Below are 15,012 nucleotides of genomic sequence, written 5' to 3'. Positions count from 1 at the left end.
TTTTCACTCCTCTACATCTCAAGTGGAAACGGCTTGGCTGCCCTTGATAAGGACAGCACCGTTTCAGCGGGAAAAATAATATAAACCTCTTAGTTCACAGTTGACTCTTGTTTCTGCTCTACTGGCGGAAGATTTTTTTTGGGGACTCCATCGAGCCCGTATTCTGAGTCATAGGCTTCAAATATTTTGCGGGCCACCGGTGCAGCACTGTTCGATCCAAAGCCGCCTTCCGGAATAATCACCGCTACAGCAAGCTTGGGATGCTCGCGAGGAGCATAAGCAATAAAGACTCCGTTGTCACGGACCGCACCGTACGCATCCATTTCAGAGGTCCCTGTCTTGCGGGCAAAATCATACGGGAATCCGTCAAACACCTTAACCGACGTGTTCATCCCCTGCTTGATCTCCTTCCAGTACGAAGGATCAAACGTAATTTTGTCCAGAACTTCCCGTCCGAATTCCTTGACCGTATGGCCTCCGGCATCTGTAATCCTGCTGACCAGCTGCGGCTTGATCCGTTCCCCTTCATTGGCAAGCGTCGCTGTATATTGGGCAAGCTGCAGTGCGGTATACTTGCCTTTCTGACCGAAGGAGGCAAAGACTAACGCCGCCTGGACAGAACCCGCTTGCTTCGTGTTGATATAATCGGCAACTCCGGCACTCTCACCCGGCAGTCCACTCTGTGTCGAAACCCCAAGTCCGAAGGCCTTCATATACTTGTCCCATACCGCGATTCCTTCACTCTGATACTTCTTATAGAGCGCATTGCCGACCCAGTCTACCATAAAAGCATTGGATGACTCCTGGATCGCCTTGGCCGGATCAAGCGGCCCCAGGACGTGCCCTGAGGAATTGCTTACAGAGGAACTGTCATCCTTGCCGAAATACGCGATTCCCTTGTCCGTATACGTATCGGTGGTGGTGAATAAGCCTTCATTGAGACCAATTAACACACTTAACGGTTTGATTGTGGAACCCAGGAAAATCAAGGACTTCAGCCCATTGCCTGAGAAGCCGGAGATATTCTCATTAATCGTCCCGTTCTGGTAATTATCCTTGATCTTATCGTATACTTCCGGCAGCAGCTTCTCGGCATTCCAGACATTCGTATCATAGTCCGGCATACTGGCCATCGCTACTACATTGCCTGTATCTACTTCCATCGCAACCGCATACCCGGTTAGGGCATCCGGATGATATTTGCCTTGGACCGGATTGGTATGCAGCCAGCGGATCTGATCCATAATGGCCTGCTCTGTCTTCATTTGCACGTTTTTATTGATCGTCATCCAGATATCGTTGCCCTTGACAGGCGGAACCGATGCAATGACTTCCTCAGCCATGTTCTGCGGATTAACGGAGAGGGTCTGATAACCGTTCTTGCCTCTAAGCTCGCGCTGATATTGCTGTTCGAGACCATAGATGCCGACAAATTCATCTTCCCTGTAAGTCAGGCCGGGATCAGCACCCGTTTGTTTCATGGCATTACGGATATTCTTGTATATATTATAGTCCTCTGTAGAACGGAACAGCTTCATATAGCCTACCGTCTGAACTGCCACTGTATCCTTGTCATAATGGCGGACGCTTTCTTCCACAACAGCTACCCCAGGATAGCTTTCCTTGTTCTCCATGAAATGAGCGATTTCCTTCACCGTCAGCCCCGTCTTGATTTTACGCGGGACATAACCAAGCGATTTCTTATAATCAAGATCCAGCAGAGCAAGGATATCCTCCTGCGAGAGCTTTTTGGCGGAAGGATCACCATATTCATTAAAAACTGACGTGAGCCGCGCCACCAGTGACTTCGTCCTTGCCTTGGCTTGAGCAGTGAAGTCGTATACTCCGGTGTCCTTATTCTTGGCTTTGGCTGTATATTCTTTGGTTAAAGTGATATATAACGACTGAATGGATGTGGAATAGGCAAGTTTCTCACCGCCGGCAGCATGAATAATTCCCCGGATCGCCGCAAGCGGCACATCCTTGGTCTCCCGGCTGGCCTCGACCTCAGTAAGCTCAGGACTCTCCACAAACTGCAGCCCTGCAAGGCGGATAATAATAATGCAGAAAATAAAAAAAGTGCCGAAGAAAAACAGATTTATGCGTAAACTCAGGTAGTTTCGGGCAGAACCTCCATCCGGGCGGGAGCCCGGCTTACCGAACCATCTCACAGCATGTCCTCTCCTTGTATGTTATGCAAAACCGTATATCCGGCAGTCCACAGGCAGAGCTCTTCTTACACGCTGTTATTGTACCATAGATGGAGGAGCTCCCGCTTCTTGTCAGAGGATGTTTTCCTTGATATGTGTTGAATCAAAATCCTTGGTATTGAACCAGTTACCGCTGCTGGCCCAGGTAGAATCCAGCGGAATCCAGGCTTCCCTGCTGCTGATATAGACCTCATTCCAGGCATGGGGACCATAACCGCCCTGCCCGTCATAGCCCCTGCCGGTTACAACCCGCACCTGAAGGCCCTGCGAACGGGCCATCATGGCATAGAGACGGGCATAATCTATACATACTCCCAGCCGGGTATCAAAGGTATCCTGCGGGGTCTGCTCATGCCAGATCCGTTTCTGCTCATAATTCTCTGCCTTGGTATAGTCATAGGTGATGCGTGAGCCGATCCAATCATAGAGCAGCTTGGCCTTCTCTTCATCCCCGTCAGCCTGTCCGGCAATATCTGCGGCTGCACCGGCGATGTCCGCGGAGATATCATGGTCGATCACTTCATATTTGCGCCGCAGAATATCATTCATCTCGGCGGCTACCGCCTTGGTCAGCACCGGAAGCTTCCCCCGGACCTGTTCACCGGCCAGCGGCTCAAATACCGCTGCCGCACTCTGGCTGTAGATCGGCGAGGACTCCACATAGCGGCTGAAGCCGCTGTCCGGATTCAGCCCTACGCCGATGTAGAGCGCGAAGACCAGGACAAGTGCGCGGGCAAGCCCTGCGGCGAAGCCTAGAACGGCTCCGCTTAAGCGGCTGGCCCCCGTGATCTTCCCTCCCGGCCTTGACGAAAACCGCGGCAGGCGGAAAGGCAGCAGCAGGAACAGCAGACCCAGCATTAGGCGGATCAGACTGTAGGACAGGAGCAGCAGGAGCAGGAACCGCACAAGCGGCGAGTTCGCCAGCACCGATACGGCTGTATAATACACCTGCTGCCACTGGCTCAGCCGGATGTCAGGCAGAACAACGCCTGATGCCCACTCCCCGGCTAGTGGCGAGAGGTATACAGCAGCCGGAACCGCCATGATCAGGGCCGCGATCGCCATTATTCCGGAGCCGAGCAGTCCGAACAGCCCTCCGGCCGCCCTTTTGAAGCCCCGGCCCCATCCCTGCAGTACGGAGAACAGCACGACCACCAGCAGGACGATCGAGATGATATTGGCTTCACTAAGACTATCTAACCAGCTGTTCAGCATCTCTCTCGCTCCTCCTTCTGCGGCCAGCCTGCCCAAAGTTCAGCTGCACTTTTATTTGCCGGCCTGTTTCCGGGCTTCATCGATAAATGTTTTGGTGGTATCCGTTACACTCCACTTTCCAAGACTGACCCCGCGGAAGATTACTTCAACCTTATCCTCTGCTGCTGAGCCCTTCACTTCCAGGTTCGGAGTAGTGATAGTAAAAGTACCGTCACCGCCGGAGGTATACACCGCATCCTGCGCTTCCTTAAGCATGACTTCCTGCGCTTCGTTCTTCAGTGTGCTGACCGTCCCGTCCGCCACTTTGTTAACAGCATTACCTATCTGATCCATGGTCACCCCGCTGTAGATGAACAGGCCTGCAACGATAATGATAACAATTGCCCATTTCAATACAGTCTTAACGAGATTAATTACTGCAAACAGCAGGACAAGCGCAATAACGATAACAAGCCAATTCTCTCTGATAAATTGTGACCACACTGCCGGATCCATCAATTTCACAACACCCCTATCGCAAATTTCGCCACTCCGGGACTCCTGTCCCGTCAGACATATCATTAATAATAATTATTATACATGAATACCTCTTATAATTCATGGTTCCCGGGCTGCAGAAGCGCATACAGAGTCTGGCCAAGAAAATGGTATAAGCCCCCTCCGGTGCACGTAAAGTACAAGTAGGCCGTTTCTTCCAAGTGAATTCCGTTCCATTACTCATCGGCTGGCCACCAATCTGGAGGTGTTACCCGTGAAAACCGCGCTGTGGCTGTATCTGTTTCTGTTCCTTGCCTTCTTTGACCTGCATGCCCAGTATCCCATTCTGACGCCGTTTGCCATGTCTTTGGGAGCCGGGCCGGCCTTCATCGGCTGGATGATGGGGATGTATTCGCTGACCCACCTCCCCGGCAACCTGCTGGCCGGTGTACTGGTTGACCGCAACGGCAGCCGCCGTTACATCGTCTTTGCCCTTACAGCAGCCGGACTAATCCTGCTGCTCCAGGCTCATGCGCAGCTGCCCTGGCATCTGCTGCTGCTGCGCGCAGCAAGCGGCTTCGCGCTGGCCTTCCTCTCACCTGCCTGCATGACCCTGCTGGCCTCCCTCTCCTCTGACCCGGCTACCCAGGGTAAGTACATGTCAGGCCACGGAATCATCCACACGCTGGCCTCTGTGGTCTCACCGGCGGCCGGTGCGTTCATCGTGGCCAAGGCCGGCTATTCCGGTACCTTCAGCACGCTGGGCTGGCTGCTGATCCTGACAGGTGTGATGGCCTTCTTCAGTGTCCCGAAGCATTCTCCTGCGCTGGCTGTACACAAACCCGCTCTGCCGCTGCCGCAGGAGAAAGCGGCGAATCCGCTGTCAGCCGTTATTCCAGTCTCTAAGCGCTACTATCTGCTGCCTTTTTTCGTATCCTGCTCCCAAGGGGTACTCTTCTTTGAACTTCCGCTGTCTCAAGGAAGCGGCGGAATGATTTCGACCGGAATTCTGCTGTCGCTGCTCAGCCTCGGGGCACTACTAACCCTCAGCCTGTTCTTCCTGAACCGGCTGGCCCCTGGCATCCGCATTGCTGCCGCCCTGCTGGGAATGGCGATCTGCTTCTTCACTCTGGCCGCCTTCCGCAGCATCCCGGCGGGAGTCGTTCTGTTCATGCTGGGCGCAGCCAAAGGTGTGTTATTCCCGGCCATGGCTTCCCTGTTCATCAGTCTGGGCGGTGCAGGCCGGATGGGACGTACCTTCTCGCTGCAATCCATTGCTATGTCGCTCGGGGCATTTGCCGGGCCGGTAGCCGCCGGACAGCTGCGGGACTATGTCTCCCCTTACTTCATTGCCTTCGTGCTGCTGATGACAGCCCTTCTGCTGCTCCCCCCCGGAAGATCCGGCAGTCCCGCTGCTTATTCTCCGGGCTTGAACGGCCATGCCGCCTGATTCCAGCCGCATTCGCCAGCAATCACCCGCATTTTTTCTGCCGGGTGATTGTTTGTTTGATGACGTTTGTTTTTACGACATTTCCCGGGGAATGAATACATATTGCTCTTTGAACTGTTAAAATTGGCGAAGCTTAGGTACAATATCGTCATAACCAACTACGATCCGGGAGTGAGCACCTATGTCCATTACCATTATTGTCGAAGGCAAGAATGACCGCAGCCGGCTGAGACGGCTGCTCGCGCCGGAGGTCGACATTCTGTGCACTTTCGGCACCTTGAACACACTCAAGCTGGAATCCCTGCGCCGCACTGTCGGTGATGGAGAAGTATACCTGTATATGGACAATGACAGCTCCGGCAAAAAAATTCGCGGCGTACTGCGCGATGCCTTTCCCGATGCGGTGCATATGTATACCCGGCGGGGTTATGCCGGTGTCGAAGGCACTCCTGACGAGTACAGCATCACCCAGCTTGAAAAAGCCGGGCTTGAGGAATATATTCTCTATCCGCAGCCGTTCAGCAACAACTAGCTGGCTTCGGTCTATAGTCAACACCAAAAACGCCTTGCCGGTCCCTCCTTAATTGGAAGGAGTCCGGCAAGGCGTTTGGTTTATTCGGGCAAATCTATTCACGGGCCAGCTTCTTAACCGATTCGGCCAGAAACTCCGGAGTCACATTCTCCGTATCCCCGGCATCATATAATCCCCGGAGGCGGTTGGTCCGGTCTACCAGACCAATAAGGTTGGCATGGGCAAAATCATCCTTACTGTTGCCGTAGATCAGAACCTTGAATGATTCAGCCGCCAGCTTGCGCACTTGCTCCTGATCCCCGCGCAGGAAATACCAGCCGTTATAATCGGCATGAAACTTGTCGCCAAATGCCCTGATCGCTTCACGTGTGTCGTTCTCCGGGTCAAAGGAAATGGAGACAAATTCAATATCCTTGCCGAAGCTGCCATCCTTCACCAGCAGATCCTGTGTCTGTGACAGCATGTAAGTAGTAATAGGGCACACATCCGGGCATTCGGTGAAGAAGAAATAGACCAGCCTTGCTTTGCCTGCCGTATCCGCAAGGCTCACCTGCTGTCCATCCACATTCTCCAGAGAGAAGTCCTGTACCTCCCCGATGACCGGCAGCTTCTTGTCTCCGAAGCTAAGCGAATTCACTACCAGATAGACGGCCATAATTACCGCCGCCAGCAGCATCACCCAGGTCCATTTATAGCGTTTCAAGGTCTGCACAGGACCCCTCCCCATTCATCATAAGAATCCGTACTTCCACCGCGTGTATCTAAAATTTAACCGTGGATCGTATTCAATACCAGCACAATCAGACTTATGGTCAGATAGTTAATGGAGAAGAAGAAATTTTTCTTGGCCCAGGCATCATCATCCTTCGCCTTAAATCCGGTTAAGGTTAAATAGAGCCAGGCCAGCGACAAAGCTGACGATACGATCAGATAAAATATTCCTGCATAGTCATACATGTACATCAGTACAGGGATAGGCAGCAGCAGTGCCACATAAGGGATCATCTGGAACTTGGTGCGGCGCGTCCCTTTGACCACTGGAAGCAGCGGGAACCCTGCGGCCCTGTACTCCTCTTTGCGGCGGATACCAAGTGCCCAGAAGTGGGGCGGCTGCCACAGGAAGAGCATGGCGAACAGCAGCCAGGCACCAAGGTCTACGGTTCCGGTAACAGCCACATAACCGATTACAGGCGGCATGGCACCGGAGATGGCTCCCACGGAAGTGCTCCAGGTAGATGTTCTTTTGAGCCAAAGGGTATACACTACAACATATACGAACATGCCGACGATGCCAAACAGTCCAGCCAGTACTCCGCAGAAAGCAAACAGCACAGCCAGGCCGGCAATACCCAGCCCAATGCCGTACAGCAGCACTGTCTGAGGCTTCAGCCTGCCTGTAGGCAAGCCCCGCTCACGGGTTCTTTCCATCTTCATATCCAGATCCCGGTCGAAATAATTATTGAATACACAGGCCGAGGCCATAACCAGCATAGTGCCTAGCAGGGTAAGGATTAATCGCCCATACTGTACATCCCAGCCTGAAGCTACCCAGTAGCCTGCAAAAGCAGCGATCAGATTGGAACGGATAATACCGGGTTTCGTCACCGTAATGAAGTCGCGCCAGCTTGCACCTTCCGGTGGAGACTTGGCAGACATTGATGCGGAATCGGAAGAAGCTTGATATCTCAATTGATTGTCCACGTATGGTGTTCCTCCTTCTAAGGGACTTCTTAACGTTCCGCCGGAGCCTTAGTAACCGTTCGGCTGCATCTGGATAATATTACTCGCTCCGCTATTAACTTTATCATAGCAAACTGGGAAAGACTTTGACAATCATTGACCATGATGTTCATCAATTCGACAATTACGTGACAATATTTATTTCCTCCCCCCTAAATAACTGGACGCTAAATTGGGTAGTTATTAATAGAGAACTTCCGTACAAAGGAGATCTGACCAATGGATACCGCTACACATTTTGTTATGGGACTGGGACTCGCCGGTCTGTCGTTCGTTGATCCTTCAGTCGCCGCGAATGGGACACTTGCCGGTGCCGTAATGGTCGCTACTGTACTCGCTTCTCAGGCACCGGATGCTGATACTGCGCTGCGGCTGAAGGACAACGCAGTTTATATCCGCAATCACAGGGGAATCACCCATTCCCTGCCCTTTTTACTGTTATGGCCGGCTCTGATCACAGTGGTCATAGGTCCGGTCTTCGGATTAACGGATCTCCATGCCTTAAGCCATATTGCGCTTTGGAGCTTCATCGGCGTTGCCATCCATGTGTTCTCGGATCTGTTCAACACCTATGGGACCCAGGCGGCACGCCCGTTCACCGAGAAATGGATTGCCTGGAATATTATCCACATCTTCGACCCGTTCATCTTCGGCAGCCATGCGGCAGCGATCATTCTCTGGATCAGCGGGATTGTGCCTCCGGCACCCTTGTTCATTACCCTATACGCAAGCATCGTCTTGTATTACATCTGGCGGACGCTCGTACATGCGCGTATCACACGTAACATCAAGAACAAGGATGTGCACCATAATGCTGGTGACCGGTACTTTGTCATCCCTACGATTTCGCCTACACGCTGGAACGTGGTCAAAGCCAAGCCGGATGGCAGCTACAACGTCGGACTGCTGAACAACGGCAAGCTGGAATGGTTCAAGCATGCGGTGTGCTCCACTCACCCCGCGGTTGAACATTCGAAATCCCATCCGGATATTCAGGCTTTTCTGTATTTTACCTCTTACGCTGTCGCCGAGGTCGAAGAGCTGCCCTCTGGTTATATTGTACGCTGGGGGGATGTTCGTTATTTACACCGTAAGCAATTCCCGTTCGTTGCAGTACTGGTCATGGACAACCAGTATCATCCGCTGAATACTTATGTAGGCTGGCTCAGCAGTGAGAAGCTCGACGAGCGCTTCGCCATTGATCCGGGGACAGTTAAGACATAGCAGCGTAAACAAGGCATATCATGTAGATGGATGGCATCTGCCCATGCGGATGCCATCTTTTTAATTTATACGGGCAATGAGTTGAAGTTCACCCTCTTTACGAATTGTTGTATGAAATACAGCAATTCCCCCGCTTAGCGGCTATGAAGGAGGAGAATGCTGCCTTTTGTGCAACAATTTTTGATTAGAGGCGATTTAATAAAGAAAATGTTGTATTCTGTGCAGGATTCCGTCATTGAACCTTTACTGGTTCTAAAATTGCAGCAGGTTAAATCTTCCTGAGGTCTAATACTCTTGCCGCCTCTTGACGCCCCGGACCGCATAAGGCACAATCACAATAAAGCGGTTACAGTTTATACTTCATGATATGAATTGAAAATCCCGGGGTGCAGAAAGCACTCCGGGACTCACTCCACCGCTATTGCAGCAGAAAGGAAGGCTGGAACATATGGGTAAAGGTCTGTCACTGTGGTTCGCCTGCTCTTCAATTCTCATACTTACGGCAGCTTCCATTTCAATCAGCTATAACATTTGGCTGGCGCTGCTGCTCGGCGCCCTGTGCGTGCTCAATATCGGCTGGGGCTTCATCATCAAAGCCCGGCTGAGACGCAAGGCCGAGCGCAAGCTGCCCTCCTCTTAACGGTAAGGCAGGAAGCCCATCCGTTCCTTCACGCCTTCCAGTGTCCGGGCAGCACTGCTGCGCGCGCTTTCGGCACCTTGAGCCAGAATATCGCCCAGTGTGCCTGAGCTGCGGATCTCATGGTATCTCTGCTGGATGGGTTCAAGCAGGGCGACGATTACTTCGCCAAGCTCTTTTTTAAAGCCGCCGTACATCTGCCCTTCATACTTGTCTGCTATCTGCTGGAGGCTCATTCCCGAGCATTCGGCATAGATACTCATCAGGTTGCTGATCTCAGGCTTATTAGCCGGATCAAATACCACTTCGCGTCCTGAATCCGTGGTTGCGCGGCTGATCTTTTTGCGGATGACATCCGGCGGATCCAGCAGACCGATTCTGCTGCCGGCATTAGGGTCGCTTTTGCTCATTTTTTTGGTCCCGTCATCCAGAGACATAATCCGCGCCCCGACTTCAGGAATATACGGCTCAGGAATGGTGAAGAAATCACCGAACCGGTGATTGAAGCGCCCCGCCAAGTCGCGGGTCAGCTCCAGATGCTGCTTCTGGTCTTCACCCACCGGTACCAGATCGGCGTTGTAGACCAGGATATCTGCAGCCATCAGCGATGGATATACGAATAATCCGGCTCCTACGGATTCTTTGCCTGCCGATTTATCCTTAAACTGCGTCATCCGTTCCAGCTCACCCATAGCAGTCAGTGTCGTCAGAATCCATCCCAGCTCAGCATGCTGAGGCACGTGGGACTGCATGTAGACATGGGAGATGGCAGGATCAATGCCTGCAGCCAGATACAATGCAGCTACCGATTCCGAATTCTCACGAAGGGCAGCGGGGTCTTGGGCAACCGTAATGGCATGCAGATCCACCACCATGAAGTAACATTCATATTCCCTTTGAAGCTTGACGAAATTCTTGATCGCTCCGATATAATTTCCGAGCGTGAGCGAACCGCTGGGCTGAATCCCCGATAATACTTTTTTAGCCATGATCTTTATCCTCCATCATCTGTTTATTCCGTTTGCGTCAGGACGCAAAAAGGCCCCACATCCGCAAGGGACGTGAGACCGTGGTACCACCCTTATTCGCTGCTCCTAAGTTATCCCTGAAGGACAGGCAAGCAGCCTTAGCTTCCGTTAACGGGGAAGAGCCGGCCGGTCTACTGAAGGCTTATGCAGCCCGTTCGATCGCGGCGCTCAAGGGTCCATTCGGTCAGAGGTGCACCACCGGTTCACATCAGCCACCGGCTTTCTGAAGGTACAGTCCATGCTTACTTGTCCCTGTCATCACGTTGTTGTCATTCATTGTTGCCTTCATCATAGAGCGTGCCGGAGAAGTTGTCAAATCTCTAACCACCGCCGAATAAATCTGGTATGATAAGGATATTCGTGTATGATCTGATTACAGTTTATCAAAGGAGCATATCTCTTATGAAACAGGTGACCAAAGGGCAGTGGAACGGTTATGATACGTACATTTTGCATAGCCGTGAGCTGGAAGTCACGCTTTTGCCCCGGCTGGGGAACAATGTAATTTCCTTATGGGACCGCAAGGAGGAGCGGCAAATCCTGCGCCAGCCTGATGAAAGCGACTTGGCTTTTTATATTCAGAAACCTTATCACTTCGGCATTCCGCTTCTGGTACCGCCCGGCCGTATCCGAAACGGGCAGTTCGCGTTCGATGGCACCAGCTACCAGTTCGACCGGAATTCAGGCGATCATCATATTCACGGCCTGCACCGTACCCAAGCCTGGTGTGTCAGCGATATTGAAGAAGACGAGGAAGGCTGCGCGGTAACAACCGAATTCACAACTACGGATGATCCGGAGTGGATCAGGCAATTTCCCGAGCCGCTGAAGCTTGAGATGACATTCCGCCTGCAGGGGCCCGACCTGGTGCAGACACTCAAGGTTACCCATCTGGGCGGCAGTCGCATTCCATTTGGTATCGGCTATCATACATGGTTTATGCTTGACGGCGCCCCTGAGCGCTGGAGCATAACTCTCCCTGTGCAAAGCGTTTATGAGCTAAATAATGAACTCCTGCCTAGCGGACATTTATTACCGCTCGGTGAACTCGATAGTCTTAACAGCCATATGAATCTCCAAGGCAAGAATCTGGATACGGCCCTGAGGATGGATGATCATCAGCCTGCCGAAGCGTTACTGATGCGCGATGACGGCTACGGACTGCGTTATTCGGTGGACAAGGAACAATTCCGCCATTGGGTCCTCTATACCAAAGGAGAGGCTGACCAGTTCCTCTGCATTGAACCGCTCACCTGGCTTCCGGATGCGCCGAATCTTCAGCAGGACGCTTCCTTCACCGGAATGGTCACGCTTGAACCAGGCCAGATACTCGTGTTCGGCAGCAGCTTGCAGATGATTTATCCCGGCGGGTAAATTTCATATAATTACCAGCCTCTAAACCTTCGAAATTCGTGCATGAATTCTCCCCCTAGCGCTCATACTATCTTCACAACGGGCGAAGGAGGTGAACAAACATGGGTCAAGCAGGTCAACAAGGTCGTGGTAGCCGTTCTAACAACCTGGTCGTTCCTCAAGCGAATGCAGCGCTGCAGCAGTTGAAATATGAAGCAGCACAAGAGCTTGGAGTAACTATCCCGGCTGACGGTTATTATGGGAACTACACTTCCCGCGAAACCGGTTCTTTGGGAGGATACATCACCAAACGTCTGGTGCAACTGGCAGAGCAACAACTGTCCGGTCGTTCGTAGTAGCAGCCTTATCATAAGTATCCGGCCAAGCGCATAGCTTAGGCCGAGCAGCTTCACAGCCCTCCCGCGCTTCTCGTCGAAGCGCAGGGGGGCTTTTTATATGGGCATACCAAAGATATATATAATCGGGTAATCAGCCAAAGGATTGGTCAGAGACATCGCCATGGTTACTGCGGGGGTAGCGGATCATCAGGTTGGCCATATTGTAATTAGACTCCAGTGTCGCATCCACAACCACCATCCCCTGGCGGACGGCAAATTCATAGCTGATCTCGCCATGAGTCCAGCGCTTCTTGTACTTCAGGCTCTCCAGAGCCATCACCCGGAAAGAAGATTGCTGACCCGCAGTCAATCCTTCCTGCTCCGCTGCATAGCTCCCGCTGCGCCCGGCAAGCGGATTATGGCGGATGCCGAACTTGCCGATGACGTTATTTCTGATTTGCACAAATACGATACCGGAAGTCAATCCTGACAATTCTTCCTGCAGTTCCTTAAACACCAGATCGATTTGTCTTGCCAGCGATAGTTGTTCCGTCCTCAACATACATATCCTCCTAGAAGTTTTGTGGGTGATACAAATTCCATGATTCAGCTTCACAAACACGTTTCGTAAGCTATGGCTTAAGTTTTGTGTGGGCAAAAATACAGAGTAGTAAAATATCAGCCTAACAGCCCTTATATAAGGCTTTAGGCACATTATAGGTCACTAATTAAACGCATACAACATTATTCAACATAATTGGGTTATTATCCCTAGGAATGCGCAAATTTCTTAATACTATTAGCTAAATCCATCCTTATATCGCCCTTTTTCGACAAAAACGCTACTAAAAAAGCCCCTGTATCCAGGGGCTTTGCGTATTCATACCATATTCTACAGCTATTGTTTTACTGCAAAAAAATCAATTCGCCTTATTTCCGACAAATTCTTAGGCCAGATGCGCTGTCATTTCCAGGAATTCATTAATATCTGCAGCAATCAAATCTGCGGCCCCCTGCCAGAAGTCCGGCTTGGACAAGTCCACGCCAAGATGCTTCGACACCAGATTCTCCAGTGTCATGACTCCGGTATCCTTCAGCAGGCTGTCATATTTATCAGCAAAGGATGCGCCTTCCTGCAACGCAAGCCGGTACAGTCCGGTACTGAACATATATCCGACGGTGTAAGGGAAGTTGTAGAACGGCACATCCGTGATATAGAAATGAAGCTTGGAGGCCCAGAAATGCGGGTGGTACTCTGAGAGCACACCGCAGAAGGCTTCTTTCTGCGCTTCTTCCATCAGGGCAGACAGTTCTTCCGCATTCACCAGACCCTCTTTGCGTTTCTCGTAGAAGCGGGTCTCAAACAGGAAGCGGGCGTGAATATTCATGAAGAACGCTACGCTGTTCTGAATCTTCGCTTCAAGCAGCGCCAGCTTCTCCTCAGCATTGCCTGCGGATTTCACCTGTGCATCAGCCACTATGACTTCAGCGAAGGTTGAGGCCGTCTCAGCCACGTTCATGGCATAGTTCTGGTTGAACAGAGGCTGGTCATCCAGCAGGAACGAATGATAGGCGTGACCGAGCTCATGCGCAAGTGTCGATACATTGGACGGAGTACCGCTGTAGGTCATAAAGATGCGCGATTCTTTGCTCTCCGGGAATGATACGCAGAATCCCCCGGGGCGTTTGGCCGCACGGTCTTCGACCTCAATCCAGTCATTGTCAAAAGCATGTTCGGCAAAGTCCGCCAGCTTCGGACTGAATTTGCGGAACTGGGTAACAATGTCGGCTGCCGCTTGTTCATAAGGGATTTTGCCGGAGGACTTGCCGACAGGCGCTTCCACATCAACCCAGGCCAGGGATTCCAGGCCAAGAAGCTTCGCCTTGCGCTGCAGGTAGGACACAATCGCAGGCTTGTTCTTCGTAATAACCTCCCACATCACATCGAGCGATTCCCGCGTCATACGGTTAATGCCAAGCGGCTCCTTCAGCACATCCTCCCAGCCCCGGCCTTTGTACAGCTTCAGGCGGAATCCGGCCAGATGGTTAAGGGTATCGGCACAATAATCAGCAGCGCCGGCCCAGGCCTCTTCCCATTTGCGGAACATGGTGCTGCGGACCTCAGGGTCCTCGTCATCCAGCTTGTTGAAGGCTTGGCCGGCAGACAGCAGCTTCAGGCCTTCTTCATCCTCAAAAGGAATCTGGACCCGGCTCACGATCGTTTCGTAATGCTCGCTCCAGCCATGGTATCCGTCAACTGCCAGTTCAAGCGCAAGGCTCTCAAGCTCCGGACTCATCTTCTCACGGGCCTGATCACGGCTCTCGCTGAGCACGAAGCTCAGCGGGGCAATCTCCGGCCGGGCCATCCATTCAGCCCATACCCCGTCCGGAGTCTGGCGCAGCACATTGTCGAATGCAGAGCTGACGCCCTCGAATCCGGCCCGCATGCCAGTTACCTTGGACGACAGCCTTACAGCCCCTTTGTCCTGCTGATTCTGGGCTCCCAGACAGCCGGTGAATTCTGCAGCCTGCGTGAGGCGTCCGGCACAGCTCTGCAGCAGTTCGATCACACCGTCCAGCGACTCCGTAGAAGCAGCATCGGTTGGCGCAACTGCCGCAGCGACCTGCCGGCGCAAGCTCTCAATGTCTTCTTCCAGATGGTTCAAAAAACTCTCAAACTGGGGGGAAGCCGAACCTCCAGGGAAAATGGATTCCAGTTCCCAGGTCAATGATAAAGGCTGTTTCATGTATTCTCACCATTCCTTTGTTCATATTGGTTTTCTTTGTATTTGTGCTGCAGCCATGGTA

The 15,012-nt window shown here is 52.2% G+C and carries 14 protein-coding genes; 6 read left to right on the top strand and 8 right to left on the bottom strand.

Going from position 1 to position 15,012, the window contains the following annotated elements:
• Positions 1-89: 89 nt before the first annotated feature.
• The 3 genes from NYE33_RS09800 to NYE33_RS09790 form a co-directional block, all read right to left on the bottom strand.
• A complete protein-coding gene (locus tag NYE33_RS09800) occupies positions 90-2,171 on the bottom strand; it encodes a peptidoglycan D,D-transpeptidase FtsI family protein (protein WP_341065608.1) in 2,082 nt (693 codons plus the stop codon).
• Between the two features lie 111 nt (positions 2,172-2,282).
• Positions 2,283-3,425, bottom strand: a complete 1,143-nt coding sequence (locus NYE33_RS09795) for a transglutaminase domain-containing protein (protein ID WP_042139834.1) — start codon at positions 3,423-3,425, stop codon at positions 2,283-2,285.
• A 51-nt stretch (positions 3,426-3,476) separates the two neighbouring features.
• Positions 3,477-3,920, bottom strand: coding sequence for a hypothetical protein (locus NYE33_RS09790; protein WP_042139835.1), 444 nt, complete (start codon positions 3,918-3,920; stop codon positions 3,477-3,479).
• 256 nt (positions 3,921-4,176) lie between these two features.
• Here NYE33_RS09790 and NYE33_RS09785 point away from each other — a divergent pair, with 256 nt between their 5' ends.
• Both NYE33_RS09785 and NYE33_RS09780 read left to right on the top strand, forming a co-directional pair.
• Complete coding sequence (locus tag NYE33_RS09785) at positions 4,177-5,352, top strand: MFS transporter (RefSeq protein WP_042139836.1); 1,176 nt, start codon at positions 4,177-4,179, stop codon at positions 5,350-5,352.
• Positions 5,353-5,533: 181 nt separating this feature from the next.
• A complete protein-coding gene (locus NYE33_RS09780) occupies positions 5,534-5,884 on the top strand; it encodes a DNA primase (RefSeq protein ID WP_039307212.1) in 351 nt (116 codons plus the stop codon).
• Positions 5,885-5,978: 94 nt separating this feature from the next.
• Here NYE33_RS09780 and NYE33_RS09775 read toward each other — a convergent pair whose 3' ends face one another.
• Positions 5,979-6,596: an SCO family protein gene (locus tag NYE33_RS09775; RefSeq protein WP_341065606.1), complete on the bottom strand. Its 618-nt coding sequence runs from the start codon at positions 6,594-6,596 to the stop codon at positions 5,979-5,981.
• Positions 6,597-6,652: 56 nt separating this feature from the next.
• The gene (cyoE, locus tag NYE33_RS09770; RefSeq protein WP_039307208.1) at positions 6,653-7,585 is read right to left on the bottom strand and encodes a heme o synthase; all 933 of its coding nucleotides are present in this window, start codon (positions 7,583-7,585) and stop codon (positions 6,653-6,655) included.
• A 258-nt stretch (positions 7,586-7,843) separates the two neighbouring features.
• Here cyoE and NYE33_RS09765 point away from each other — a divergent pair, with 258 nt between their 5' ends.
• Together NYE33_RS09765 and NYE33_RS09760 are read left to right on the top strand one after the other, a co-directional pair.
• Positions 7,844-8,848, top strand: coding sequence for a metal-dependent hydrolase (locus NYE33_RS09765; RefSeq protein ID WP_042139837.1), 1,005 nt, complete (start codon positions 7,844-7,846; stop codon positions 8,846-8,848).
• 448 nt (positions 8,849-9,296) lie between these two features.
• Positions 9,297-9,488, top strand: coding sequence for a hypothetical protein (locus tag NYE33_RS09760; RefSeq protein WP_042139839.1), 192 nt, complete (start codon positions 9,297-9,299; stop codon positions 9,486-9,488).
• Here the strand turns inward: NYE33_RS09760 and trpS are convergent.
• Positions 9,485-10,474, bottom strand: a complete 990-nt coding sequence (trpS, locus tag NYE33_RS09755; protein WP_042139840.1) for a tryptophan--tRNA ligase — start codon at positions 10,472-10,474, stop codon at positions 9,485-9,487. The two genes, NYE33_RS09760 and trpS, sit on opposite strands and share 4 nt — an antisense overlap.
• A 441-nt stretch (positions 10,475-10,915) precedes the next feature.
• Between trpS and NYE33_RS09750 the strand changes: the two genes are divergently transcribed.
• Together NYE33_RS09750 and NYE33_RS09745 are read left to right on the top strand one after the other, a co-directional pair.
• Positions 10,916-11,887 (top strand): aldose 1-epimerase, encoded by a 972-nt coding sequence (locus tag NYE33_RS09750; RefSeq protein WP_042139841.1) that lies wholly within the window; start codon positions 10,916-10,918, stop codon positions 11,885-11,887.
• 101 nt (positions 11,888-11,988) lie between these two features.
• Entirely contained in the window at positions 11,989-12,222 is a 234-nt protein-coding gene (locus NYE33_RS09745; RefSeq protein WP_039307200.1) for an alpha/beta-type small acid-soluble spore protein, read from the top strand.
• Between the two features lie 133 nt (positions 12,223-12,355).
• Here NYE33_RS09745 and NYE33_RS09740 read toward each other — a convergent pair whose 3' ends face one another.
• Positions 12,356-12,766 (bottom strand): hypothetical protein, encoded by a 411-nt coding sequence (locus NYE33_RS09740; RefSeq protein ID WP_042139842.1) that lies wholly within the window; start codon positions 12,764-12,766, stop codon positions 12,356-12,358.
• A 385-nt stretch (positions 12,767-13,151) separates the two neighbouring features.
• A complete protein-coding gene (locus tag NYE33_RS09735) occupies positions 13,152-14,951 on the bottom strand; it encodes a M3 family oligoendopeptidase (RefSeq protein ID WP_341065603.1) in 1,800 nt (599 codons plus the stop codon).
• Positions 14,952-15,012 lie beyond the last annotated feature (61 nt).

The sequence above is a fragment of the Paenibacillus sp. FSL R10-2199 genome, assembly GCF_038000235.1.
GTDB lineage: Bacteria > Bacillota > Bacilli > Paenibacillales > Paenibacillaceae > Paenibacillus_AQ > Paenibacillus_AQ phytohabitans.
Note: the sequence above shows the minus strand (reverse complement) of the source record. Positions and strands in the feature narration are given on the sequence as shown.